Origin of the sequence: Marinobacter halodurans (assembly GCF_004327985.1) — a bacterium.
Taxonomy (GTDB): Bacteria; Pseudomonadota; Gammaproteobacteria; order Pseudomonadales; family Oleiphilaceae; genus Marinobacter_A; species Marinobacter_A halodurans.
In genome coordinates, this window is the sequence record NZ_SJDL01000014.1 from 39751 (window position 1) to 66057 (window position 26307).

The 26307-nt window shown below is 58.0% G+C and carries 21 protein-coding genes; 7 read left to right on the top strand and 14 right to left on the bottom strand.

The genetic code is table 11. The features are described 5' to 3' along the window. Positions 1–15 precede the first annotated feature (15 nt). Both EZI54_RS10680 and EZI54_RS10685 read left to right on the top strand, forming a co-directional pair. Positions 16–1650 (top strand): glycosyltransferase family 2 protein, encoded by a 1635-nt coding sequence (locus EZI54_RS10680; protein ID WP_242674422.1) that lies wholly within the window; start codon positions 16–18, stop codon positions 1648–1650. Next, entirely contained in the window at positions 1647–2573 is a 927-nt protein-coding gene (locus EZI54_RS10685; RefSeq protein WP_131481816.1) for a polysaccharide pyruvyl transferase family protein, read from the top strand. Before EZI54_RS10680 ends, EZI54_RS10685 begins: the two co-directional genes overlap by 4 nt. A 128-nt stretch (positions 2574–2701) precedes the next feature. On the opposite strand, the gene EZI54_RS10690 is transcribed toward EZI54_RS10685, so the two are convergent. The 3 genes from EZI54_RS10690 to EZI54_RS10700 all read right to left on the bottom strand — a co-directional run bounded on the left by EZI54_RS10690 (position 2702) and on the right by EZI54_RS10700 (position 5717). Beyond that, a complete protein-coding gene (locus tag EZI54_RS10690) occupies positions 2702–3766 on the bottom strand; it encodes a CDP-glycerol glycerophosphotransferase family protein (RefSeq protein WP_131481818.1) in 1065 nt (354 codons plus the stop codon). Between the two features lie 21 nt (positions 3767–3787). Then, the gene (locus tag EZI54_RS10695) at positions 3788–4915 is read right to left on the bottom strand and encodes a glycosyltransferase family 4 protein (protein ID WP_131481820.1); all 1128 of its coding nucleotides are present in this window, start codon (positions 4913–4915) and stop codon (positions 3788–3790) included. A 79-nt stretch (positions 4916–4994) separates the two neighbouring features. Beyond that, the gene (locus EZI54_RS10700) at positions 4995–5717 is read right to left on the bottom strand and encodes a 3-deoxy-D-manno-octulosonic acid kinase (protein WP_242674423.1); all 723 of its coding nucleotides are present in this window, start codon (positions 5715–5717) and stop codon (positions 4995–4997) included. A gap of 162 nt (positions 5718–5879) precedes the next feature. Here EZI54_RS10700 and EZI54_RS10705 point away from each other — a divergent pair, with 162 nt between their 5' ends. Next, positions 5880–6932 carry a glycosyltransferase family 9 protein gene (locus EZI54_RS10705; RefSeq protein ID WP_131481918.1) on the top strand — a complete coding sequence of 351 codons (1053 nt, stop codon included), beginning with the start codon at positions 5880–5882 and terminating at the stop codon, positions 6930–6932. A gap of 9 nt (positions 6933–6941) precedes the next feature. Here the strand turns inward: EZI54_RS10705 and EZI54_RS10710 are convergent, their stop codons facing one another. The 10 genes from EZI54_RS10710 to typA all read right to left on the bottom strand — a co-directional run bounded on the left by EZI54_RS10710 (position 6942) and on the right by typA (position 19973). Next, the gene (locus EZI54_RS10710) at positions 6942–7712 is read right to left on the bottom strand and encodes a glycosyltransferase family 25 protein (RefSeq protein WP_131481822.1); all 771 of its coding nucleotides are present in this window, start codon (positions 7710–7712) and stop codon (positions 6942–6944) included. Next, positions 7709–8953 (bottom strand): O-antigen ligase family protein, encoded by a 1245-nt coding sequence (locus tag EZI54_RS10715; protein ID WP_131481824.1) that lies wholly within the window; start codon positions 8951–8953, stop codon positions 7709–7711. Before EZI54_RS10715 ends, EZI54_RS10710 begins: the two co-directional genes overlap by 4 nt. A gap of 245 nt (positions 8954–9198) precedes the next feature. Next, positions 9199–9603 carry a DUF6165 family protein gene (locus EZI54_RS10720; RefSeq protein ID WP_131481826.1) on the bottom strand — a complete coding sequence of 135 codons (405 nt, stop codon included), beginning with the start codon at positions 9601–9603 and terminating at the stop codon, positions 9199–9201. Positions 9604–9668: 65 nt separating this feature from the next. Then, a complete protein-coding gene (locus EZI54_RS10725; protein WP_131481919.1) occupies positions 9669–10595 on the bottom strand; it encodes a branched-chain amino acid transaminase in 927 nt (308 codons plus the stop codon). A 94-nt stretch (positions 10596–10689) separates the two neighbouring features. Next, positions 10690–13614 carry a bifunctional [glutamate--ammonia ligase]-adenylyl-L-tyrosine phosphorylase/[glutamate--ammonia-ligase] adenylyltransferase gene (glnE, locus tag EZI54_RS10730; RefSeq protein WP_131481828.1) on the bottom strand — a complete coding sequence of 975 codons (2925 nt, stop codon included), beginning with the start codon at positions 13612–13614 and terminating at the stop codon, positions 10690–10692. Positions 13615–13870: 256 nt separating this feature from the next. Continuing rightward, positions 13871–14719, bottom strand: coding sequence for a CYTH domain-containing protein (locus EZI54_RS10735; RefSeq protein WP_131481830.1), 849 nt, complete (start codon positions 14717–14719; stop codon positions 13871–13873). A 128-nt stretch (positions 14720–14847) separates the two neighbouring features. Continuing rightward, positions 14848–15849: a porin gene (locus EZI54_RS10740; protein ID WP_131481831.1), complete on the bottom strand. Its 1002-nt coding sequence runs from the start codon at positions 15847–15849 to the stop codon at positions 14848–14850. A 619-nt stretch (positions 15850–16468) separates the two neighbouring features. Continuing rightward, entirely contained in the window at positions 16469–16912 is a 444-nt protein-coding gene (gene dtd / locus EZI54_RS10745; RefSeq protein WP_131481833.1) for a D-aminoacyl-tRNA deacylase, read from the bottom strand. Between the two features lie 172 nt (positions 16913–17084). Continuing rightward, the gene (gene pip, locus EZI54_RS10750) at positions 17085–18056 is read right to left on the bottom strand and encodes a prolyl aminopeptidase (RefSeq protein WP_131481835.1); all 972 of its coding nucleotides are present in this window, start codon (positions 18054–18056) and stop codon (positions 17085–17087) included. A gap of 105 nt (positions 18057–18161) precedes the next feature. Further along, positions 18162–19973 carry a translational GTPase TypA gene (gene typA, locus EZI54_RS10755; RefSeq protein WP_131481837.1) on the bottom strand — a complete coding sequence of 604 codons (1812 nt, stop codon included), beginning with the start codon at positions 19971–19973 and terminating at the stop codon, positions 18162–18164. Positions 19974–20533: 560 nt separating this feature from the next. On the opposite strand from typA, the gene glnA reads away from it, so the two are divergent. From glnA to ntrC, 4 genes are all read left to right on the top strand, one after another. Then, positions 20534–21937 (top strand): glutamate--ammonia ligase, encoded by a 1404-nt coding sequence (glnA, locus tag EZI54_RS10760; RefSeq protein ID WP_131481839.1) that lies wholly within the window; start codon positions 20534–20536, stop codon positions 21935–21937. Between the two features lie 261 nt (positions 21938–22198). Then, on the top strand, positions 22199–22732 hold the full coding sequence (locus EZI54_RS10765; protein ID WP_131481841.1) for a DUF4124 domain-containing protein: 534 nt from the start codon (positions 22199–22201) through the stop codon (positions 22730–22732). 420 nt (positions 22733–23152) lie between these two features. After that, positions 23153–24223, top strand: coding sequence for a nitrogen regulation protein NR(II) (gene glnL, locus EZI54_RS10770; RefSeq protein ID WP_131481843.1), 1071 nt, complete (start codon positions 23153–23155; stop codon positions 24221–24223). Then, the gene (gene ntrC, locus EZI54_RS10775) at positions 24220–25653 is read left to right on the top strand and encodes a nitrogen regulation protein NR(I) (protein ID WP_131481845.1); all 1434 of its coding nucleotides are present in this window, start codon (positions 24220–24222) and stop codon (positions 25651–25653) included. The genes glnL and ntrC overlap by 4 nt, the downstream gene beginning before the upstream one ends. 68 nt (positions 25654–25721) lie before the next feature. Here the strand turns inward: ntrC and ssb are convergent, their stop codons facing one another. Then, a complete protein-coding gene (ssb, locus tag EZI54_RS10780; RefSeq protein ID WP_131481847.1) occupies positions 25722–26252 on the bottom strand; it encodes a single-stranded DNA-binding protein in 531 nt (176 codons plus the stop codon). Between the last annotated feature and the right edge of the window lie 55 nt (positions 26253–26307).

Below are 26307 nucleotides of genomic sequence, written 5' to 3' on the forward strand. Positions count from 1 at the left end.
AGAAGGATTTTTCCTGTGACCAGCCTTTCCGCCGAGCGTTTACGGCCACTGATGCTGGGCCTGTTGGCCATTGGCCTGGCGGGCGCCCTGATTCACCCGGCCATCCTCGAACTGGCTATCATCGCCATGGCGGTCGCCGGATTGGCGGCACGTCGCCGGGCGGGCGACTGGGACATCCCCCGGGAATTGCGGCTGGTGCACTTTGCCTTCTGGGGTTTCGTCATCATCATCGGTGTGGCGACGGCCATTGCGCCATCGCCCGCGTCCGCGGCCGGCAGGGCCTGGCCACTTGTCTTGCTGTTGCTGTTCTGGCCGTTGACCACCGGCATGAGTGCCATCCGCCTGGTCGCGGCAGACCTGTTCACGGCCGTCGCCGCGGCGGGCCTGTTGACGCTTGCTGCCAGCCTGACGATCACCGCGCCCCGGGAAGCGGCGCAGGTCCCAACCCTCATCGCCACCCTGGGTTCCTGGGGCGCCTGGACGTTATTCCGGCAGGGCCGGATGAAGCGCGCTTTGGCGTGTGTCGCAGGTGTGCTCGCCGGTGCGGCGTCGATCGGGTTGATCCTGAGTCCGGCCGAGACGGCTATGGATCATGCCTGGACGGCCGCCTCGCTGGGTGAGACCGGCGTTCTCCAGATCCTGGGCTGGCTCCTGCTGGTTTCCATTCCGGTGTCTGTCAGCCTGTCTTTCGCCGCATCGAGGCACTCGGCCGCACGCGCAGTGGCCGTGGCCGCGCTAATCACCAGTGCACTGCTCGTGACCGCCATCCTCAGCAACCAGGCCGGCACCACCGCACTGCTGCTCAACCTGTTGCTGATGGCGCCGATCATGGCGTCCCTGTTCGTTGAACTCGATCGGGGCGATCACCGGGCCCGGGCGGTACGGGTCTCTGCCACCATCATCACCCGGAACGAGGCCGACAACATCGAAGACTGCCTGCGCTCGGTGCGCGCAGTGGCGGACGAAATCATCGTACTGGACAGCGGCAGTACCGACGATACGGTGGAGCGGGCCCGCGCCCTGGCGGACATCGTCGAGATTACCGACTGGCCGGGATTCGGCATCCAGAAGCAACGGGCGCTGGAGAAAGCAACGGGGGACTGGGTCCTGTCCATCGATGCGGATGAGCGTATTACCCCGGCGCTGGCCCGGGAAATCAACGACCGCCTCTCGGCCCCGGATGCCGACGCCTACAAGCTGCCCTGGGCCGTCACACTCTATGGCACACGACTGGATTTTGGCCGGAGTGGCCGAGCGCCCCTGCGACTGTTCCGGCGCGAGGGCGTGCGTTTCTCCGACGCTCTGGTGCATGAACGCATCCTGATTCCCGAGGGGCGGACGACAAAAACCCTGCGCGGCCGAATGACCCACTTTACCCATCGGGATTTCGGCCATGCCCTGGAGAAAAGCGCCAAATATGCCTGGCTGGGGTCGCGGGAGAAGTTCCGTCGCGGCAAACGCGCTCGGACATTGGCCTACGCAACTTTCCGGGGCATTTTGACGTTCATCCAGGTGTACCTGGTCCGTTTAGGCTTTCTGGATGGTCCTGTAGGCTATCTTGTTGCCGCAACCTACGCTCAAGGATCATTCAACAAATATGCAGGTTTGTGGACACTGAGCAAGCTGCGTAAAAACGATGGAAAATCATGAAGCTCGAATATTGCGATAATGGAAATCTAAACGTTGGTGATGACTTAAACCGCTGGCTTTGGCCCAAATTATTGCCTCGGCTATTTGACGAAGGCAATGAAGATGTATTCCTGGGAGTAGGTACTCTTCTGACTGAAAAACGCATGGTTCAACAGCTATCGGGGGCACGAACCATTAGCATTCTGTCTTCAGGGGCATGGAATTCACAGGCGCCCAACCTAGCCCCACATTGGAAAGTATACGGTGTCAGGGGATACAGAACCGCCAAATGGATTGGGGTGGAACCGTCTTTTGCTGTCGGAGACGGCGCCTATCTACTAAGGCAACTGATTGCCAGCAGGGAAGCCCCCATTGGTAACCCTGTACTCACAGGCTTTGTACCTCATCATCGAAGCGAAGACTTCGTTGATTGGGAGACTGTATGCAACTCTGCTGGGGTAAAGTTCATCACTCCGCGACAACATATTGAGTCATTTACAAATCAGCTTTCAGAGTGCGAACTTATACTTTCCGAAGCTATGCACGGGGCCATTATCGCAGATGCATTACGCATACCTTGGTGGCCAATCAAGTTTTCGCCATCCTTTCAAGAAGAGAAATGGTTTGACTGGTCCGAATTTATGGGCTTAAACCTTGAGTTCACACATCTGCCAACGATTTACCAACACCTTCCTCCTCTGAGTAAACGTATCGAAACGAAGTTCAAACGAATGGTAAACCGATTTGGATATAGTCCTCCAAAATGGTCAAATTTGCCCAATTATCCTTTTTTTAGGGGGGAAGCAAGTATTGAAATATTAGTTGAATCCTTAATAAAAGCTGCAAACCACACGAACGGCCAGCTTAGCTCAGACAAACACATCAAAACTACTGAAGAAAAACTTCTAAACGCCGTAGAAAAACTGAAATCAGATCATTGCTAAACGCTATTGTGCCGCGACACACTGCACCAACTCACTTCCGAATTCCAATGAGAATCAATTTCTCAAGGTGGCTGATGTGCATCATCACATAGTGCCAGCCGTCACTTATCAAAGCCGTGTCTGGAAAACTAACCACTTTGATCGAATATAACCTGCTGCCTAGCTTCGCGAGCCAGTCGTCGGCGTAGCTTGAACTTTCTCAATAAATTGAGTGGCTTACGCTTGAGAACTGGGGGCTGCATCAGGAATCGCTCTACCGCATCCAGCACCCGCTCACTAGATTGACCATCGCGGAATTCGTGCAGTTGATCGGCGAATGCGCGCATGCTTTCCATCAGTGCCGGCGGCCTAGACAGCGCCGTCCGCAACGCCGGCTCCACCTTCTCCACCGAATCCACGTCGATCAGGTAAGGTCCGGGCATTTTTGTCCGCAGCGTGACTACCGGGACGTCCAGGAACATAAACTCGAACAGGATGGATGAGGTGTCGCAGAGCATCACGTCCGTCTGCCCCATGAACGGAATGAAATCCTCGTCACTCTCGATGAACGTCAGATTGTCGTCCGCCATGGCCCGATACTGCTCAACGATGTTCTCTGGCATCTTGGGGTGAAGGGTCACGATAAAATGCCACTCTCCGGAATCTTTCATACGTCGGATGGTGTCCACCAGGTCCGGCGCAGACGTAACATCCCGGGTAAACGTCGAAGCATAGAAAACGGTGGGCCGATCATCCGACCTGGGCACCGAAGACCGGGACTTCAGGATCGCGTCCAGTTTTGGCCAGCCGGTTTTGGCCACTGCAAAGTGCGGGTCCACCTCGGCCATTGCCTGATAGCGTTCGGTATCGGTCTTCGCCATGGTGCAGTAGAGATCGAACCAGCCTCGAACCCGGTAATGACTTTCCTTTTCACTGCCACGTTTATTGATGGGCAGACCATGGAAGACCTTCACTTTAATCCCCGGGAAATAATACGGTAGCCAATCTCCTGGACAGAACACTGCGACAGGGTCGAACTCCCGGACCTCCGCGGTCGTCCGTAAACGAACCTCATCGTCGTGCAGCGGCCGGGCAGAACACCCAAGAACAAACCAGGCCACCTCACCCCCTCTCTTGCGAATGGCAGTCTGCAGGGGACGGAGAATCGCGTAAGAGTATGGCTGGCTCACGTAGAAGAGGTAGCGTCTGGGCATTTGATACTCGTCAATTCGGGTTCAGCGTGAGCGGCGTTTGCCATCGACCAGGGACTGATACATGGCGACGGTTTCTCGAACGGTCTGCGACGTATGGAAGTGCTCGCTGATCCGCTGGCGCCCTGCCGCGCCCATGGCCCGCCGCTCTTCCGGCGACAATCGGTAGAGTTTGAGAATCGCCTCTGCCAACGCCTTCTCGTCGCAAGGGGGGACAACAAGCCCCGTCACGCCATCGTCGACCAACTCGGGCATACCTCCCACCCGGGTAACGACCGCCGGTACAGCGTAGGCCATGGCCTCAATGACCGCTCGAGGCAATCCTTCCTGCGACTTGGAAGGCAACGCGATCACGTCGCTGGCCGCCGCAAGCTGAGGCGCATCGGTACGGTAACCGGCAAAGTGTACGCGTTCCGGATGCGGCAAGGCGGCCACTTCCTTGCGGATGGTTTCGTTGCGATCCACATCGCCGACCAACAGGTAGTGAACCTCAACGTCCTCCGGCAAATAGAGGGCCGTCCGCACCAGGTCATCGAACCCTTTGCGCGGCACACCCCGGCCCGTACAACACACCACGAAAGCGCCTTCCGGCACCCCCAGCGGCTGCAAATCCGTTGGCTCCGTCTGATACCAGGTGAGGTCGTGCCCCTTGTAGATTCGCTGCAGCCGGTCGGCCGTCAGGCGCGACCAAGGGAAGCCAAGCCCCTCAAGATGATCGCGAATGGCGTCGGCGACGCAGACGATCTTGTCGACCCGCGGATGCAGGAAGGTAATCCAGGACTCGGGATGCATAGCCCCCACATTGCCGATAACGCCGCGATAGGCCACAACCCGGACATCCATCCCCTTAGACGCTCTCAACCCGCAGGCCAGCGCGCGCGGATTGTAGGCATGGATCACGTCATACGGCTTGCTTTGGAGCTGACGCCGGATGGCCGCCGTGCCTCCCTTGTCAAACCGCCCCCGGAGCGCCAGGGGAGCGACGACCAGATCCTGTTCCACAAGCCGCTGATAGTTTCGACCTTTGGGATTGCACATGACGTCAACATCAACGCCCGCCGCCTTCAGGCCGATGAACAGTTCAGATTCCGGGCGATCGCAGGAGTCCGTCAGGCAAAGGACACGAAGCGGGGCATCGGAGGTTCCAGTCAAACCGGGTTTCCTTGTGAAAGTGGTATCAGTCAGAAATGGGCACTAGTTTAGCCTCTGGCCCGGCCAAAGACGACCGGCGTCAGGCCGGAGCGTTAACCGCGTAACCTTTTTCCAACGACTGCCAGCACTGACCCAAGTCCCACTCTGGGCGCGTGAGTTTTACCAGTGATCGGTACAAGCGATCCAGATTTCGCTGACGCCAGGGAGCCTCATCAGACTGCGCCGCCTCAATACGCCCCTTATCAAAATCGATGACATAAAAGGCCTGGCCTTGCAGGAGGATGTTGAAGCAGTTCAGATCGGCATGATTGACGCCTGCCTCATGGAACCGGCGCAGCAACTGCCCCAGACGAAACCAGTCGTCTTCGGCCAGATCGGCGACACAGTCGCCAAGCGGAGTGACATTCTCAATCCGGCCAAGAAGAATAGCCGCTTCATAAAATACGCCATTGAAACGGCGATAATGAGCGGCAATCGGTTCCGGGACGGGCAACTTAAGGTCACGCAACTGAGTCAGCAGTCGGAACTCGGCAAAGGAGCGCGTCCGTTCCTCGCCTGTGTAGAGGTAAGCCGCCCGGGACACTTTGGCAACGTAACCGCCGCGGAGGTAGTGGCGCAGCACCATTCCTCCCCGGAGCCCGTCGATAAACCAGGCACTTCCTCGCCCGCCACTGCTGACGGACACCGCCCGGGTGCCCCAGAAAGCAGGCAGAAACCAGTCTGGCGTCACCTCACCGTAATCCGGATTGACCAGCAGCGCTGCACCGTGCCCCGGAACATACTTTTCTTTCTGCATGATCATGACGGTGCTGACCGCTTCTCCCTATGACATGACTCGAACCCGCAGCCCGGCGGACAGCAAAGACGCCCGGTTCCAAGTGCGTTAGAATACGCCGAGTTTAACAACGAACACCATCGCGGCTCCAGATAGCCCGTGTTGTCAGCACTAACGGATGTTTCCTTGATCAAGTCAATCTGCATCATGCGCCTGTCGGCCATCGGCGATGTCACGCATGTCATACCTGTGGTGCTCAGCCTCCAGGCACAACTCCCGGACGTTAAGATCACCTGGATTATTGGCAAGATCGAAGCCAGGCTGGTTGGCGATCTGCCCGGCGTCGAGTTTATCGTTTTCGACAAGAAAAGCGGCTTACAGGGCTACCGCGATTTGCGACAGCAACTCCGTGGTCGACAGTTCGATGCGCTACTTCACATGCAGGTGGCTTTCCGTGCCAATCTGGCCGCCGCGGTGATACCGGCCAGAATCAAGGTCGGCTACGACCGGGCTCGCAGCAAGGATCTCCACAGCCTGTTTATCAATCGTCGGATTCCGGCAGCCCCCAGCCAGCACGTTCGCGACTGCCTGGCCAGCTTTCTGGTGCCCCTGGGGCTGGAAGCTGCCCCACCACGCTGGACGATCCCCCTGAGCGAATCGGATCATGCGTTCGCCAGTGAGCACCTGGCAAAAGACCGGCCTAATATCGTAATCAGTCCCTGTGCCAGCCACACGTTACGCAATTGGAGTGCTGACCGCTATGCAGCCGTGGCCGACCATATCGTCGCACAGCACGGTGCTCGTCTGATTCTGGTCGGCAGTCCAGCCCCCTATGAGCGAGAATATTGCGAACGCATCGCTTCGACCATGACCCAGCCGGCACTCAACCTGTGCGGCCAGGACACGCTCAAACAGCTGACGGCCCTGCTTGGCGGGGCGGACCTGCTGATCGCCCCGGACACGGGCCCCGCGCACATCGCCAGCGCCATGGGCACCGATGTGCTGGGTCTGTTTGCGGCCAGCAATCCGAATCGCTCGGGCCCCTACAACTCACTGCGATGGTGCGTCGATCGTTATCCGGAGGCACTGGAAAAATTCACCGGAAAAACGGTGGATACAGCCCGTTGGGGCATGAAAGCGGAATTCGAGGGCGCTATGGAGCTGATTTCTGTCGAGGACGTATGCGAAGCCTACGATCGATGGGCACTAGCTAACTTAATAATTCTCAAACAACAACTTTAATTACAGTCCTCAAAGATCTATCCGACTAAACATCTTTCTTGTTTTCAACATATAACACACATTCCAAACCGCTCGTTTCATATTATTTTTTAGGAGATAAAACTCTCGCCTTAGTTTTACGCCAAGAGTCCGTCTAGCCTTCCTGTTTTTCGGCACATACCGTATAATGGACGTAAAGTCTTCGTCGTTTGTTAAAAAAGGCGGCTCAATTCCGTAACATTCCACTTTATTATTCCAAAACTGATCCATGTATATATCCACAGGAAGCACCCATTTTTGGGCAGATATCATATATTTCCTAGCTGCCAGCGGAGTCAAATAATAGCCAGTCGTACTCATATGGCCTTTCAAAAACTTACACACTCTGAAGCCGCCAACGTTTTCTACGGGAACAGCCTTCCGAATACGCGATTTGCTTTTAAAAAGTCGAACACACTCATAACGCTCTTCAATAACATCAACGACCTTTAAAAACTCTTTAAAACCATCCCCATCTATAACCGCATCGTCTTCAATTATTATGCAGCTTTCATTATTATAAACACACCTCTCCCATAGCAAGTAGTGACTAGCAAAACAACCAAGCTGCCCCAACAGCAACGGCTCACCTTTAATCTTCATGCGAGCTTCTTCATCGTACCTTTCAAAAAGCTCATGCCAGCCTTCTCTACCATCAACCCCCCAAAAAAACTCAAATCGAATACCAGCGCTATCTAACTGCCTTTTTATGCTTTCCTGCCGCTCTGTGTCTGGCAGCAATGAAAGAACATACACATTCATCTCACTATCCCCTGCCTTTTTGGAGCCGCTAAATATATGGACATCACCAAGCTGAAGAAAATATAAACAGTGCCAGGATGTCTATATGGCACATCAGTCAAACCTGCAGCCAGATATAGAGCAATTAACAAGCTTCCTCCCCACCGCAAAGCTGGAGAGGAAGATGCGGAAACCATAGCTATCGCCCGATACAACATAAAAACAAAAATAGCAAGCCCTAAAGCACCTTTCTTAACCGCCATATCAATGAACTGGTTGTGATAATGAGGAGGATTAAAATCCATTAAAGCCTTACTGACATCACCGCTACGATACATTGCCCTCAGTGCCTCGGAGTGCGTCTGCCCCCAGCCAAAAACTGGTCTTTGACGCCATATATCAAATGCAGCACCCCACATCTGCAACCTCAAACCTATCGACCCTGTTTGATTACCCGCCTCAATGGCCGCCACCTCATTAGAAGTAGCTTCTATACGACCCTTGGATATAAAATAAACCCCACTCATCACCAACAAGAAAAATATACAAAGAACTGAGATCGCAAACTTAAACGACCTCTCCCTAATTAGCCAATACACAAGTACGCAAGGAACAAAAACAACCAGAGGCAACGCAATGCCTCGAGTTTGAGTCATCAGTATCGCTAAAAAAATAGCAACCGAGAGAAGAAAAAGGGCGTTTTTTTTCCACAAACACCTCTCGTGAATTGCAATTAAAAAAATCATCGAAAAAACCGCAGCCAAAGCTGTCGCGTATGGTATGGGGTTGATAAAACCACCTATCCTTCCACCGTGAGCCAAATACAACCCATAAGTTAGAACGACCAAGCCAGACCCCGATATAATGAGAAGTAACTTGAGCCAAAAAATTCTTATTTTTAAAAAACTCAAAAATGAAAGATAAACGGCCATCGTAAGAAGAGCTCTTAGCTCAGTCCAGCTGTCCCCTTTTATAAAATAAACACTTATTTGATACAATGTCAGCAGCCAAACCGAAACCAAAAACTTCTTTCGAACTCCATCCAGTTTCAACTCGAGATATCTACGACTATAAAAGCAAAAAACAAGAAGAGATATTATGACCATTCCAGGAACATACTTGTCGCCCTCTGGAATCCACCACATAAGCGTAAAGGAATAGACAAGAGGAACCAGTGGAAGAAGCTGTGGAAGCCAAGAGTTTATAGAGCTATCAGAATTGCTCAAAGAATACCCCAAAATTTCAAAATAAGTGCTTTGCACCCAGCCAGCTACTGCTGAGACTTGAACCCTGCCTAGCCAGACAGAAACGTCGTTTTTAATCGACTCACAGTGACAACTTTCTGGCCAGACGAAACTCTAGATCAGCCGGAAAAAGAAAAAGCCACCTTTATTCGCAAAGATGGCTGAAAATATCGATATTTAATATCAATAGATAATCGGCGCTCTAACCTCCCGAAAAGCGTCAACATCTTCACTATCAGTCGCTCTTATCTATTTGGCACACATCAAACTTTAGATGCGTAATCCTTATAGGACTTCTCTTCCACGAAACGGGACCCCAGGGCCAGGTTCACCTCTTTCTTGATCGCAGCACGCTTGTCATTGGTGACATAGACCGCACGAGCCAGCTCGATGAACCGCGGCCCGAAGTCCTGCGCCGCTTCCTGATCGCGGATGTCGTCCTCGATTTCCCACAGGGCTTCATTCACCGCCTTGAGCTGTTGGCGCAGTTCGCCGATGGCGGACTGATCCGGAACGGCGTCGTTCCAGGTCCGGCTCAGCTCATCGAGTTCCAGGCGCACATTGCGCACCTTCTCGGCGTCTTCGATACGCTCGGACTTGATTTCGAGGATCGTGATCTTGTCGAGTACCTCGCCAAAGGAGACGGGTACGGTGATGACGTCGGCCATAGTATTGTTCCGGAGACTCGTTGGTTAACGTTTCGAAGGTGGCCGGCATCACCGGCCACGGCGATTCAGTCGTTGGTGTGCGTCAGCCAGCTGGCGTTCTCGGGACGCTTGCCCTTGACCGCATCGAAGTACATCGTCTGAAGCTTCTCGGTCAGCGGTCCGCGCTTGCCGGCACCGATCACACGGCCGTCCAGCTCTCGGATCGGCAGGACTTCCGCAGCGGTTCCGGTGAAGAAAGCCTCATCGGCGATATAGACCTCATCCCGGGTGATCCGGCGCTCCCGTACCGGGACATTCAGTTCCTTGCAGAAATCCAGGATCGTCTGGCGGGTAATGCCTTCCAGGCAGGAGGTCAGTTCCGGCGTATGCAGGACGCCATCACGCAGGATAAAGATGTTCTCGCCGGAACCCTCCGCGACGTAGCCTTCATTGTCCAGCAGCAGCGCTTCCTCACAGCCGCAGGCGACGGCTTCATTCAGCGCCAGCATGGAGTTGATGTAGTTGCCGTTCGCCTTGGCCTTGCACATTGTGATATTCACATGGTGGCGGGTATAGGACGACGTGCGCACCTTGATCCCCAGTTCGCGGGCTTCCGGCGCCATGTAGGACGGCCAGTGCCAGGCGGCAACCATCAGGTGTACCTTGAGGTTGTCGGCACGCAGGCCCATACCCTCGGATCCCAGGAACACCATGGGGCGGATATAGGCCTCGTCCAGGTTGTTCTCACGCACGGCGCGGCGCTGGGCCTCGTTCACCTGCTCCTTGGTGAACGGCATCTTCATGTTGAGGATGTGGGCAGAGCGGAACAGGCGGTCGGTGTGATCCTGCAGACGGAATATCGCAGGACCTTTCTCGGTGTTATAGGCTCTTACACCTTCGAAGCAGCCCAGGCCGTAATGCAGGGTATGAGTGAGGACGTGCACCTTGGTTTCGCGCCAGGGCACCATTTCTCCATCCAGCCAGATGAGGCCGTCACGATCCGCCATCGACATCATATTGCTCCTGAAAAAAGCTGTGGAAAGCCCGCCAGCGGGCCCGGAAAAGCCGCCATTCTAGCAGGAAACACCAGACCGGCGCAGTAGGGGCTTACCCCTCCCGCTCTGCCCGGATTTCCATCACCCGGTTCCAGACCGACCAGATGTAGGCTCTCTCTTCAGGGAAGGCATCCGCCTCAACCCGGCTGTTCAGGTTCTGCAGGGCACGGCGGTGAATCGTGGAGCGCAAGGCGATATAGGCCTCGCGCAGTTTTTCCGCATCGTGCTGCGGCAGCACGCCCGCCTGTCCCAGCGCCTCCATCTGTCGGATGTTGTCCGACCACTGGGTCAACTCCGGATGCTCGCTGGAGTACGCCAGCATCAGGTACTGGACCATGAATTCCATATCCACGATGCCACCCTGGTCGTGCTTGACATGGAACGCTTCCGGTATTTCGCCTTCCTTGACGGGCGTCCCCAGGCTCGCCCGCATTTTCTCCCGCATACTGATGACGTCCTGACGCAGGGCGTTGCGGTCGCGGAACTGGCACAGGATGTCGTGCCGGAGTTTCTCGAAAGCTTCCAGCGCCTCGCGACTGCCGGCCACGCCCCGGGCCCGGGCCAGGGCCTGGTGCTCCCAGGTCCAGGCATCCTCGCGCTGGTATTTTTCAAACGCTGAAAGGCTGCTCACCAGCAACCCCGAATTGCCGGAGGGGCGCAGTCGCATGTCCACTTCGTACAGCTGACCGGATGGCGTCTGCGTGCTGAGGATGTGGACGATGCGCTGGCCCAGGCGGGTGTAGAACACCGCGTTGTCGATGGGCTTGTCGCCGTTGGTCGATCCATTCGGATCCGCGGTGTGGATGAACACCAGATCCAGGTCGGAGGTATAGCCCAGCTCGATGCCACCCAGCTTGCCGTAGCCGACAATGGCAAAGTCACTGTCGCAGGCGGAACCGTCACCATGATGGGGATAGCCATGGCGGCTCACCAGGTTGGAGAAGGCCACTTCCACCACATGATCCAGCACCACCTCGGCGATCCAGGTGAGGTAATCGCTGACTTTCATTAGGGGCAGCGTCCCGCGCAGCTCCGACGCCGCCACCCGCAAGACGTGTGCCTTCTTGAAATGGCGCAGGACCTCCATCTGCTCTTCCAGATCCTCCATCGGGATGCGCAGCAGTTGCTGGCGCAGATCGTCCTGCAACGCTTCCCGGGACGGCGGGTGGTACAGGCTTTCCCGGTTGAGCAGCTCATCGAGCAGCAGTGGCGTCTCCGCCAGTTGCCGGGCAATCCAGGGGCTCTCGCTGCACAGGCGCACCAGTTCATGCAATGCGCCCGGATTTTCCAGCAGCAGGACCAGGTAGGCCGTGCGGCGCAGGACGGCTTCGACCAACTGGAGGACCCGGGACAGGGTCTCGGAGGGCTGGTCGACCTGGCTCAGCGCTTCCAGCAACACCGGGACAAAGCGATTCAGGCGGCGCCGCCCCTCGGTCTGCATCATCTGTGTGGTCCGGCTACTGCGCAGGGTCACAAGCTGCTCGAGGCTCTGTTCCGGCGCTTCGAATCCAGCCTGTGCCAGTCGTTTTACCGCCGCTTCGGGTTCCAGCTCCGCCAGCCAGATTTCCTGCCAGCGGGCGCTGGCCTCTCCTTCCTCCGTCTCCTCTTCGTCAGAGGCGATGATATCAGCGAAGTGCCGCGCCACCCGGTTGCGATGGGTATCGAGTTCGGCCAGGCAATCGCGCCAACTCTCGAATCCCATGACCATGGCCACCCGAGCCTGCGCGGCGGGCGTCGCCGGCAACTCCTGGGTCTGCTGGTCCGCAATGCCCTGCAAGGCATGTTCGAGGTTGCGCAGGAAGAAGTAGGCATCGGCCAGTTCGTCGGCCACCGTCTGGGGCAGTAATTCGAGATTGACCAGTTCCGGCAGGATCAACAGCAGCTCCCGCTGCTGGAGTTCGCGATCGCGCCCACCCCGGATCAACTGGAAAGCCTGGACCACGAATTCAATCTCTCGGATGCCGCCATCACCCAGCTTGATGTTGTTTTCCATGCCCTTGCGACGCACTTCGCGACTGATCATGGATTTCATGCTGCGAAGCGATTCAAAAGCACTGAAATCAATATACTTGCGATAGACAAACGGGCGCAGCGTGGCCATCAGCACCTCACCCGCTTTCTTGTCGCCGGCAACGACCCGGGCCTTGACCATGGCATAGCGCTCCCAGTCACGCCCCTGATCCTGGTAGTAGGACTCCAGCGCGCCGAAACTGAGCGCCAATGCGCCACTCTGTCCATAGGGGCGCAGTCGCATATCAACCCGGAAGACAAACCCGTCGGCGGTCAGTTGGTCCAGCGCCTGGATCAAGCGCTGCCCCAGCCGGATAAAGAACTGCTGGTTGTCCATGGCCCGCGCCCCGCCCCGGGTTTCACCATTGGACGGGAAGCCGAAGATCAGGTCGATGTCGGAAGACACGTTCAGTTCGTGGCCGCCCAACTTGCCCATGCCCATCACCACCAGGCGCTGTGGTGCTTCCTGACCGGTAACCGGATCGATGCCCCAGGGTGTGCCCGACTGCACACAGGCGTCCTGGTAGAGCCAGTCCAGGGCGCCATCGATGGCGACATCAGCCATGGCACTGGCAGCGCCCATGGTTTCATCCAGATCCGCCAGACGTACGAAATCACGGAAGATAATCCGGAACATCGCCTCACGGCGAAACAGCCGTAGCGCGCGGTGCAGCGATGCTTCGTCGGTGACTTCCTGCAGGTAGGCCTGCCAGCGGGCGGCGAGAACGGCTTGATCCAGCGGCTGTGACAGCGGCTGGCTCTTCAGGCAGTCATACAGCCAACCGTGATGACGCTCGAGAACCTCTCGCAGAAAGAAGCTGCCAACCAACGCACGCTGCCAATGGACTCGAGTGACGATCCTGTCCTGCGGCAGCGGCGGCAGTCCATCGAGCAGTCTCGTCACGCCATCGGCGTCTTCACGAAGCAGGTCCGGAATCGCGGGGCCGGAATGCGGGGCAACTGTCATAACGTCAAAACCACCTTATCGCTCAGCAACTTCCTGGGGCGCCCGCCAGGTCATCCGTCTGGACTGGAACACGGCAACTACCCGGCCCCTGGCCCGGGACATCACCGATGCTCAACAAAGACAGACGCACCGTCACCAGCCGGGCACCATTTTATTACGCATCTTCCCATGTCAGGAGTGATCCGCCAACGCCTCAGGCGGTTGACGCTGATCCCGGCCGGCCTCGTCGCATCCCCTGTGGACGACGCCTGCTACATTATCGTGCCGGCCGTTGCAGCAATCCCAACTGGAGTCTCAGCAGCCGAGTATCGAACAGCCAGTCCGTCGCCCTATCATCCTGGGCTAACGCCCAGCGCCATTCTTCCTCGAGCCCCATACGCGTAGCGACCTGGTGCAACGCATCGAGCGCCTCCCGGCACACCTGCCCGGCCTCGCCGGTCAGCCAGTGGATCCCGAGAGCCTGCAGCCAGGCTGTCACAGGCTCATCGCTATCAACACGACTCGCGGGCTCGCCAAGCCCCGCCAGGTAGTAACCCTGCTCCGCCTTGCTGACCAGGTTCAGGAAAGCCGGCACCTGTCCCACCAGCTGCGAGGCCAGTTCCAACAGCGCAGTGCTATCGCCGGATTTCAGTTCAAGCTCCAATTCGGCCAGCGCACGTTGCCGCGAGCCGGCCACGACCGTTCCGCTGTCCAGCGCGCACTCTATGGTCGCCCCCTCCCGAGTCAGCAGACGGGTTTCGCGATCGAAGTTGGTCTCGAAAATCACTGCCAGCCGGGCCAGGTTGACGTTCTCGGCAATCGGCGTGTCCGCCAGCAATCCCAGGTTCAGATCAGCGCCGGGTAGCGGCCATTCCCACTCCTGCCGTTTGTGCGCGCCATCGACAAACTCACCCTGTGTCTTGAGCGTCTGGATGTAATGGGCATCCGCCTGACGCACCCGCAGGGCTGCGCGCTCGTGATTCAGGGCCTGCTCGGGGGTGTCGAAATACCGGTTCACCAGGCGCTTCCGGGTGGTCTCGCCCGATCCCCAACCCGCCAGCCAAGCCCTTGCCGCATCTATGCCACCCTTTCCCAGCGTCAACTTGATTTCCAGTTCTTCAGCCATGTTCTATCCGGATCCGTATCGGTGATTCGCGCTTCAGGATAAGGCGCAAAACGTCCGGGCACAAAAAAACCGGCACCCCAAGGGGCGCCGGTTTTTCAGGTACGGCTTCGAGTCAGCTAAGCGCTGAATCAGAAGTAGTAAGTACCACCGATAGCCAGATCGGTTTGATCGCTGGCATCAGGACCGAAGGTATTGTCCGGATACTGACCCAGGTAACCTTCAACGTAGACGTACATGTGGTCAGACAGGTTGTGCAGAGCCTGTACAGAGAATACGTCAGAGTCGTCAACATCGCTGTCCGGAGACAGATGCTCCCAGGAAGCTGCGAAGGTGTTGGCACCCATTGAGTATGAACCCAACAGGCCGTATACGTCAGCTACGTCTTTGCGGGTCTTGACCAGACCAGTGACACGCAGGTTATCCATGCTGTAGCTGGCACGAGCGCCGTAGGTGTTCTCATTGTTGAAGCTGGCAGAGTTGCTGCTGTATGCGCGACCACCGTCGTTGGAATCCATGGCAACGGCCAGTTCCAGACCACTCATTTCATACGTCGCAGCCAGCTGGTACGGGTAAGACTTGCCACCGGTATCGCTGTCGCCGTTAACCTGAACCGCACCACCGAGGGTCAGACCGCTGAAGGACGGCGTCTTATACTGGATCAGGTTGCCTTCGCCAGTGTCGTAACCACCACCCAGGTTCTGACCGCCGTACTCGTAATAGTTGGCAATTTCATCGATAGCGGATTCGAAGGTGGAATCGTCAGAACCAACCCAGATCTGACCAAAGCTGTCGCCTTTCACACCAATGTAGGCTTCGTCAAGCTTGGTGATACCGTTGTGGTCTGCACCTGAACCGCCACCAGAATGAGCTTTATCGTCTGCTGCAATACCTTCAAGCTCCATCTTGAAGAAACCTTCAACGCCCGGTGCAATCTCGTGGCTGTGCTTGACACCCAGAGTCGTGCCGTTGTCCTGAAGGCCACTGAAGCTGCTGCCAGCGCCGTCAAGGTCAGTGTAAACAGTGTTCAACTGGATGTTGCCGTATACGGTCGGCAGGTTGGATTCCTGCGCCAGCGCTGCGCCGGAAAAAGTAGCCGCCGCTACAGCTGATGCGATCAGAGTCTTTTTCATGTTGCGTCTTCCTTCTTGAGTTAACTCAGGTTTTAGCCGCGGGTTTTTACCCGTTTTTAGTATTGGGCCTTTTAGCAGGCCCATTATGTGAATCAAGCATGTCATTCGAGTTACGCCCGGAGCGAATCCTGAGCCACAACAGGAACATGCGTGATACGTTTCCTTTCAGGCTCCCTAAATCGTCCCAGCTCCTGCCGAACCCGATCCGGGTACACCTTCAAGGTCAGTCACTTACAGCTGCTTCTTAAAGCACTGCATAATGACACGGTTTTAATACAGTCAATCTCATTTTGCAAATTTTTTTGGCGATTTTTTAAGCGTTCAGATCACGCCAATCTTCAAACCAATCCAACAAGTTTCAGGCCAACCCAGAAAAAACTCCATTTTTCAGTCAGTTATTCTGCATTACCCTCTGGACTGATCATTAAGCCTGCGCCATGATGGCGCAGCCCCTGACTGACTGCACCTTAATCATTCCTGGCATTAAAGCATCGGAAAGTAGCACAACTATTCGATCAATCAAGTGCTACTTTCGGCCACCCTCGGGCGGCATTGAATCACGGCAATCGTGACGCTTTTATGACACATTTTCCTGCCCATGGCCCGGGGCACCTTGATCTCAGGCATCCAGGAGAAACGTCACCGGCCCGTCGTTGACCAGCGAGACGGCCATATCGGCGCCGAACTGCCCGGTACCCAGCCGCGCCTCGCCCAAGACCTCCTGCGCGCTCGCCACAAATGCCCGAAACAGGGTGTTGCCCTGGTCTGGCGGCGCCGCAGATGAAAAGCTGGGGCGCTGGCCTTTGCGTGTATCGGCGGCAAGGGTGAACTGGGGAACAACAAGGAGGCTGCCTCCACAATCCTGGAGGCTGAGGTTCATTCGACCGTCGGCGTCGGGAAAGATCCGGTAGTTGAGGACACGCTGGCAGAGATTCCGGGCGGTTTCGTCAGTGTCGTCGTGTTCGACGCCGAGAAACAGGAGAATACCCGCGTCGATACGGCCGACAGACTGGCCGTCCACGTCCACCTTGGCATGAGTCACCCGCTGGATGAGGGCCTTCAAATCAACTCCTTGTCCCTTTGCCGGTTCGAACTGCTGGGGCTTTGTCATGCCTGGAATATGACCCATTCATGACAGGACTGCTACGAACAGATCAGGATTCTAATTATCCCCACCCGGCTCGGCAAGCAGCGGTTACATAAATAGACAAAAGACGGATACTTTTGCTGCAGCCCTAGACCGGACGACGGTGGGAATGCTCGTAGCGTTCGGCCATCCTTTCGCAGGCGCGCATCAGGGCATCGACGATGGCCGGCTCGGAAGCCGAATGGCCAGCGTCCCGGATGATCGAGAAGTCGGCTTCCGGCCACGCCTGACGCAGGGCATAGGCATTGTCGAGCGGGCAGACCATGTCATAGCGTCCGTGCACGATGTGCCCCGGGATACCCTGCAGGCGACCGGCATCCCGGACGATCTGGTCGGGCTCCAGGAAGGAGCTGTTCATGAAATAGTGGCACTCGATCCGCGCCAGCGCGATGGCCACGTGGGGATGCCCGAAGTGCTCCACCACCCGCGGGTTGGGATGCAACGTGGCACAGCGCCCTTCCCAGACCGACCAGGCCTTGGCGGCCTGCATCTGTTCCAGTTCGTTGGGGCTGGTCAGCCGGCGATAGTAGGCACCGACCATGTCATCCCGTTCGGCTTCGGGAATGATTCCGATGTAGTCTTCCCAGTAGTCCGGGAAGATCCGCCCGGCCCCATCCTGATAGAACCAGCGTATATCCTGCGGACGGCACAGGAAAATACCGCGCAACACCAGGCCCAGGACTTGGCCGGGATGCGTTTCGGCGTACACCAGGCTGAGGGTCGCCCCCCAACTGCCGCCAAAGAGCACCCACTGCTCGATGCCGAGGAACTGGCGAATACGCTCCATGTCCTCCACCAGGGCCCGGGTATGATTGCCTTCCAGCTCGGCGAGGGGCGTCGAGCGCCCGGCTCCACGCTGGTCAAACAGGATGATGCGAAAACGCTCGGCATCGAAGAAACGTCGATAGTAGTCCTCACAGCCGCCACCGGGACCGCCATGCACCACAACGATCGGGATCCCTTCCGGGTTACCGCTTTCTTCGATGTAGAGTTCGTGGGGAGGATCGACCTTGAGTCGATGTTCGGCGTAGGGCTTTATTTCGGGATAGAGCGTCAACATGGGACATCCGGAAGTCGGTGATCGGGCAGACTTCTGAATGTAGGGGATTGAGCATGCAAATGCCACCCTCACCGGCTGAACGGCGAGAGTGGCAGGCAGGGCCTGTTACTTCTTGTAGGCGCGACGGCGCTCGTTTTCCTTGAGCAGCTTCTTGCGGATGCGCACCGATTCCGGCGTTACCTCGACCAGTTCATCGTCGTCGATGAATTCCAGCGCCTGCTCCAGCGACATCCGAATCGGCGGGGTCAGGATCACATTCTCATCCGAACCGGAAGCACGGATGTTGGTCAACTGCTTGGCCTTGGTCGGGTTGACCACCAGATCATTGTCACGGTTGTGGATGCCGATGATCATCCCTTCATAGACCTCAGTACCCGGATCGACAAACAGGCGGCCACGTTCCTGCAGCGTCATCAGGGCGTAGCCCAGCACCTTGCCGTCGACCATGGAGACCAGCACGCCGTTGTTGCGGTGCTCGATATCGCCCCCCTTGACCGGGCCATAGTGGTCGAACACGTTCGTGATGATGCCGGTACCGGAGGTCAGGGTCAGGAACTGGTTACGGAAACCGATCAGCCCACGTGCCGGCATGATGAATTCCAGACGGGTACGACCACGACCGTCCGGGACCATGTTCTTGAGCTCGGCACGGCGCAGGCCCATGACTTCCATGATGGAACCCTGGTGCTGATCCTCCACGTCGATCACCACGAACTCATACGGCTCCTGCAGTTCGCCGTCCACTTCGCGCTGCACGACTTCCGGACGGGACACGCCCAGCTCGTAGCCTTCGCGGCGCATGTTCTCGATCAGGACGGACAGGTGCAGCTCGCCGCGGCCGGACACCTTGAACTTCTCGGCCGTCTCGCCGGGCTCGACACGCAGGGCCACGTTGTGCAGCAGTTCCTTTTCCAGGCGCTCCTTGATGTTGCGGCTGGTGACGAACTTGCCTTCCCTGCCCGCAAACGGGGAGTCGTTGACCTGGAAGGTCATGCTTACGGTCGGCTCGTCGACGGTCAGGGCCGGCAGTCGTTCAACGTTCTGCGGATCACACAGGGTGTCGGAAATAAACAGCTCGCTGATCCCGCTGATGCAGACAATATCACCGGCGCTGGCCTCTTCGACCGGCACGCGCTCCAGGCCGTGGAAGCCCTTGACCTCGAGCACCTTCGCATTACGCTTCTTGTCGTGGCGGTCGATCACGCTCACCTGCTGCCCCGGTCTCAGCTTGCCCCGGGTGATTCGACCGATACCGATAACGCCAACGTAACTGTCGTAGTCCAGCTGCGAGATCTGCATCTGGAACGGGCTGTTCACGTCGACATCCGGCGCCGGCACATGCTCGGCGATCGCTTCGAACAGTGGCGTCATGTCGTCCGCCAGCTGATCGGCTTCCGGGCCGGCGATGCCGTTCAGGGCGGAGGCGTAAACAATCGGGAAATCCAGCTGCTCGTCCGTTGCACCCAGGCGATCAAACAGGTCAAAGACCTCGTTGATCACCCAGTCCGGACGCGCGCCCGGGCGGTCGACCTTGTTGACCACGACGATCGGCTTGAGACCGCGGTCGAACGCCTTCTGGGTGACAAAGCGGGTCTGCGGCATGGGGCCGTCCACGGCATCGACCAGCAGCAGCACGGAGTCCACCATCGACATGACACGTTCGACCTCACCACCGAAATCGGCGTGGCCCGGGGTGTCGACGATGTTGATCTGGTATTCGTTCCAGCGAATGGCGGTATTCTTCGCCAGGATGGTAATTCCGCGTTCCCGCTCCTGATCGTTGGAGTCCATGATGCGCTCCGAGCCACTGTCTTTGCGGTCCAGGGTTCCGGACTGCTCCAGCAGCTTGTCGACCAGCGTGGTCTTGCCGTGGTCAACGTGGGCGATAATGGCTATATTTCGACGTTTTTCGATCACAAAATAATCCTGAGGCATGCAACTGACCTGAGACGATTGAAGGGACAACGGGGTCCGGCATGCCATCTCAAATCTGAAAATGTTAGTCGGGCGCCGGACCGCGGTTTCGGGACACAGTCGGCTCGCCCTGGGAAATGGAAGCCCGTGACGGATGACGACAGGCTTCAGGCGCGCGCAGTATATCGAAAACCGCTGTGGACAACTACGGTCAAAGAGTGAACAACCGGCAGTTTTATGAAACTGAGCCCGACATCTCTGCATCAAAATGGTGCGCTATCAGGCAGCGTGCACCATTAAGGGTCGCCGAGCGCGTCACCCTTGGACCCCGGCCCGCAGAAAGGCAACCCGCTCCGCCCCTAAAATGCCCACCCTGCACCACCATCGAACGATTCGAAAATATTGGCAAACGTTTTGCTTAACTGTTTGCAGCCGAATTTGCAGGCACGTGCGCAACTGTTTTGATAAGCTGCCATGCGCCTGTCGAATGAATCGGACGCTGGGCGGACACCGCTCAGCCGAGCCGGCTCCATATAAAGACATAAACTGACGGAGTATGCGTAATGTCCAAGACGCTTGACCTGATCAAAGAGCACGAAGTGAAATGGGTTGATATGCGGTTTACCGACAGCCGCGGTAAAGAGCAGCACGTCACCCTGCCTGCTTCCGAAGTTGATGAAGATTTCTTCACAGACGGCAAGATGTTTGATGGCTCTTCCATCGCCGGCTGGAAAGGCATCAACGAATCCGACATGATCCTCATGCCGGACGATGCAACGGGCGTAATCGACCCGTTCACCGAAGAAACCACCCTGAACATCACCTGCGACATCGTTGAGCCTTCAACCATGCAGGGCTACGAGCGGGACCCGCGTTCCGTTGCCCGTCGCGCCGAGGAATACCTGAAGTCCACCGGCATCGCCGACGGCGCCCTGTTCGGCCCGGAACCGGAGTTCTTCGTCTTCGATTCCGTGAAGTGGAACACCGACATGCAGGGTTCCATGTACGAAATCTACTCCGAGGAAGCCGCCTGGGTTTCCGGCGAGGATTTCGAGCGCAATAACATCGGTCACCGTCCGGGCGTTAAAGGCGGCTACTTCCCGGTCCCGCCGGTGGACAGCCTGCACGACCTGCGTGGCGCCATGTGTGCGGCCATGGAGTCCATGGGCCTGGAAATCGAAGTTCACCACCACGAAGTGGGCACCGCCGGCCAGTGTGAAATCGGCGTTGGCGCCAACACCCTGACCCGCAAGGCGGACGAAGTCCAGATCCTGAAGTACTGCGTGCACAACGTGGCCCACGCCTACGGCAAGACCGCGACCTTCATGCCGAAGCCGGTGGTTGGCGATAACGGTTCAGGCATGCACGTCCATATGTCCCTGAACAAGGACGGCAAGAACGTCTTCGCCGGTGACGGCTATGCCGGCCTGAGCGAAATCGCCCTGTACTACATCGGCGGTATCATCAAGCACGCCAAGACCATCAATGCGTTCACCAACGCCTCCACCAACAGCTACAAGCGTCTGGTACCGGGCTTCGAAGCACCGGTTATGCTGGCCTACTCCGCCCGTAACCGCTCCGCTTCCATCCGTATCCCGTACGTGAACAGCCCGAAAGCGCGTCGTATCGAAGTGCGCTTCCCGGATCCGTCCGCCAACCCGTACCTGGCGTTCGCGGCCATGCTGATGGCCGGCCTCGACGGCATCCAGAACAAGATCCACCCGGGCGACGCCATGGACAAGGATCTGTACGACCTGCCGAAGGAAGAAGCACTGAACATCCCGACCGTGTGCGAAACCTTCCAGGAAGCGCTGGATACCCTGGAGAAGGATCACGAGTTCCTGACCCGCGGCGGCGTCTTCACCGAAGACATGATCGCCGGCTACATCGATCTGAAGCGCGCCGAAGTCGAGCGTCTGAACATGACGACTCACCCGGTCGAGTTCGATCTGTACTACTCTGTCTAAGGGCTCGCTCCTCTGACAGCAAAGCCCCGCTCCGGCGGGGCTTTTTCGTTTCAGTTAGACACAAAAATCGGCTTAACACGCCTGCTGTCGATCGCTACATTAAGGGGTTTCCGGACAATACCCGAGCACCCCGAAGCCGGGGTTGAACCGGCTCCTGTCCGGAGATTCCTTAGAATTCCGTAAGAACACCGGGAGGCTGTTGCATTGCGGCGCCTCGCCTGCCAATAATCGGGAATATAAAGAGAAAACAGGGAGATCCCCGTGAAGAAACTCTGGGTTGTTTTTGGCCTGCTGACCCTGGCGGTAACGTCTGCCCAGGCCCAGGTCTATAAGAGCGTGGATAAGCACGGCAACGTCACCTATACCGACGAGGCCTCATCAGGCGGAGAGCCCGTGGACGTCAAGCCGGTCACCACCGTCACGCTGCCCAAGGCCGACCAGGTCAAAGCGTTCGAAGAGCGCCAGAAGAAGGAAGCGAACAACAAGCAGAAGCCCGCTTCCCGCTATAGCCGCATTGGCTTCGATTCCCCGGAAAACGACAGCGCTTTCCACAGCGGCAGCGGGGACGTGACCTTTGCAGTGTCCAGTCAGCCGCCCCTGCGCCCGGGCGACCTGTTCGAAGTGTCACTCGACGGCCAGCCGATCGGCCAGAATGCATCGGGCCAGTTCCCCATCAGCAATGTCTTCCGCGGCACCCATAACGCCTCAGTGCGGATCGTCGACAAGACCGGCAACATCATCCAGGATGGCCAGACCATCACGTTCACCATCCATCGCCCATCCGTACAGAACTGACCGCCTCCCGGATGAACTCCGGGCCCTCCGGCCCGGTGCTTGCGCACCAAATTAGTGCGCAAGCACCAAAAAGCACCTACCATTCGTTCAAAAGCAGGGCGATCTGCCGACCAGGACACCGGCGCCCGGGTCCTGGTACCTGCCGTCGCTTCTGACACCTCCGGCTAACGCCGTCTTTGGAGCCTTTCCGGAATCGCCTGACAGAACAGGCGCCTGAAGCCCGCACGGCCCGCGCTCCCGACCGACATCCCGATCTCGCGCAGGCAGGCCAGCGGGCGCTTCAAGACCTCGGTGGCACCGAAATACAGCACCGGGTCCGTCTTCGATAGCGACGGGCTAACCAAAAAGGCGCAAGCCGGCGGCACCGCGTTCGCATCTGGTTCGCTTTTTGCAGCAGCGTAAAGGAACAAGAGGGACACCATGTCTAGAGATATCGTCTACCGGCAAATCCTGGATCACCTGACCACCGCAACGCTGGTGCTGGATTCGGATCTGACCATTCTGTACATCAACGCCGCTGCGGAATATCTGCTGGAAGCCAGCGGCTCGCGTATTGTCGGCACACGCCTGGACGACCTGTTTGTCGGGTCGGCCGAAGCGCTCGAAACGCTTAACGACGCCTCGCGGACAGGGCAGCCGTTTACCAAACGCGAAGCGGAATTCACGCTGCTGTCAGGCTCACGATTTACGGTGGATTACTCCGTATCCCAAATCGGTGCCGAGGCAGACACGCTGCTGCTGGAACTGCAGCCAAGGGATCGCCTGCTCCGGATTACCCGAGAGGAAGACATGCTCACCCAGCAGGAAACCACCCGCATCCTGGTGCGCGGCATGGCCCACGAGATCAAGAACCCCCTCGGCGGTATCCGCGGTGCGGCCCAACTGCTCGACCGGGAGTTGAGCGACGAAAGCCAGAAGGAATACACCCGGGTCATAATCGACGAAGCCGACCGCCTGCGCGGGCTGGTGGACCGCATGCTCGGGCCCAACAAGGCGCCCCAGTTCAACGCCACCAACATCCACGAGGTCCTGGAACGGGTCCGCACCCTGCTGGAGGCCGAGAGCAAGGGCCGCGTGAAACTGGAGCGGGACTACGACCCCAGCCTGCCGGAATTCCCCGGCGACAAGGAACAGCTGATCCAGGCGTTCCTCAACGTCGCCCGCAATGCGATGGAAGCGGCCGCGGATCACACCAACGACGAAACACCCTGTATCACTTTCCGGACCCGGGCCCTGCGCCAGTTCACCATCGGCCATCGCCGTTACCGGCTGGTCTGTCGTGTCGACATCATCGACAACGGGCCAGGCATCCCGCCGGATCTGCTGCAAAACATCTTCTACCCCATGATCAGCGGCCGGGCCAACGGAACGGGCCTGGGGCTGTCGATCACGCAAAGCATCATCGGCCAACATCAGGGTCTCGTTGAATGCGAGAGTTCGCCCGGCTGGACCGATTTCATCATTTTCCTGCCTCTGGAGCTGAAAGCATGAGCCAATCGGCCAACGTCTGGATAATTGACGATGATCGGAGTATTCGCTGGGTCCTGGAACGGGCCCTGACGCAGGCCAACATGCAACCCCGCGCGTTCGAGAGCGGCGAGGGCATCATGATGCGACTGGACCGGGAGCAGCCCGATGCCATCATCAGCGATATCCGCATGCCAGGCATTGATGGCATCGCACTGCTTTCACAGATCGTTCAGGATCATCCCGACATCCCGGTCATTATCATGACGGCTCACTCCGACCTTGAGAGCGCCGTGGCCAGTTACCAGACAGGGGCGTTCGAGTACCTGCCCAAACCCTTCGACGTGGACGACGCCGTGGAGCTGGTCAAGCGGGCTGTCGACCACAGCCGCGAGCGCCGGGCCAGCAGCGAGCCCCAGTCCGACTCCGGGAACCGCCACACCGAAATCATCGGTGAGGCGCCGGCAATGCAGGAAGTTTTCCGGGCGATCGGGCGCCTGTCCCATTCCAACATTACCGTCCTGATCAATGGTGAGAGCGGAACCGGCAAGGAACTGGTCGCCCAGGCCCTGCACAACCACAGCCCACGGGCCAACCATCCGTTTATCGCGCTGAACATGGCCGCCATCCCCAAGGACCTGATCGAGTCGGAGCTGTTCGGCCACGAGAAAGGGGCGTTTACCGGCGCTGGCGCCGCACGCCAGGGCCGCTTCGAGCAGTCCAACGGCGGCACCCTGTTCCTGGACGAGATCGGCGACATGCCGGCAGACACCCAGACCCGGCTGCTGCGGGTCCTGGCTGACGGCGAGTTCTACCGGGTCGGCGGCACCACACCCATCAAGGTGGATGTGCGCATCATTGCGGCAACGCACCAGAACCTGGAGAAACTGGTCCAGGCCGGCACCTTCCGGGAGGATCTGTTCCATCGACTGAACGTCATCCGGGTCCACCTGCCCAAACTGGCGGAACGGCGGGAGGACATTCCGCGCCTGATGCGCCACTTCCTGAAACGTGCAGCCCAGGAACTGTCAGTCGAACCCAAACTGCTGCGCCCGGAGGCCGAGGAATACCTCACGACCCTGCCCTGGCCCGGCAACGTCCGCCAGTTGGAAAACACCTGCCGCTGGCTGACGGTCATGGCCAGCGGCCGTGAGATCCACGTCAGCGACCTGCCACCCGAACTGCTGGATCAGGCGGACACGCCCCCCACCGGCCAGACCTGGCAGGAGGGTCTACGCACCTGGGCCGAGCAGGAACTCAAGCGGGGCAAACAGGGCATCCTGGACGTGGCCGTCCCCGAATTCGAGCAGGTCATGATCGAAACCGCCCTCAAACACACCGGCGGACGTCGCCGTGATGCCGCGGTGCTGCTGGGATGGGGGCGGAATACGCTGACCCGCAAGATCAAGGAACTCGGCATGGCCGACTCGCCGGGTGACGACGACGAAGACTGAGCAGACCCCGGACGCAAGAAGGCCCGCCAATGGCGGGCCTTCTTCGTGGAGCGTCGGTACCGTCCGTCTCAGAAGGGAATATCGTCGTCGAAATCATCCACCGGCTCGGGCATGCTGTCACCCTGATTCTGCGGCGGCTGGCTGTAACCACCAGCGGCCTGCCCCTGGTTGCCGTAATTCGGCTGGGGTTGTTGTTGCTGCGGCTGTTGCTGCGGACGTGACGGCGCCCCCATACCCTGGTTGTCACCGCCACCGCGGCTATCCAGCATCTGCATCTGGCCGTTGATGTCCACCACCACTTCGGTGGTGTAGCGGTCCTGGCCATCCTGCCCCTGCCACTTGCGGGTCTGCAGCTTGCCTTCGATATACACCTTGGAGCCCTTACGCAGGTATTGACCGGCCACTTCGGCGATCTTGCCAAACATGACGATCCGGTGCCATTCGGTTTTGGGGACCATCTGCCCGGTCTGGCGATCCTTGTAACTCTCGTCGGTTGCCAGGTTCAGGTTGGTCACCGCGTTACCGTTGGGGGTGTAACGGGTTTCCGGATCGTTGCCCAGATTACCGATCAGGATGACCTTGTTTACGCCTCTTGCCATGCTCGACTCCCAATAATCTCTGCCATGGCCAGCCTTCCATAGCCGGCCGTCTGAA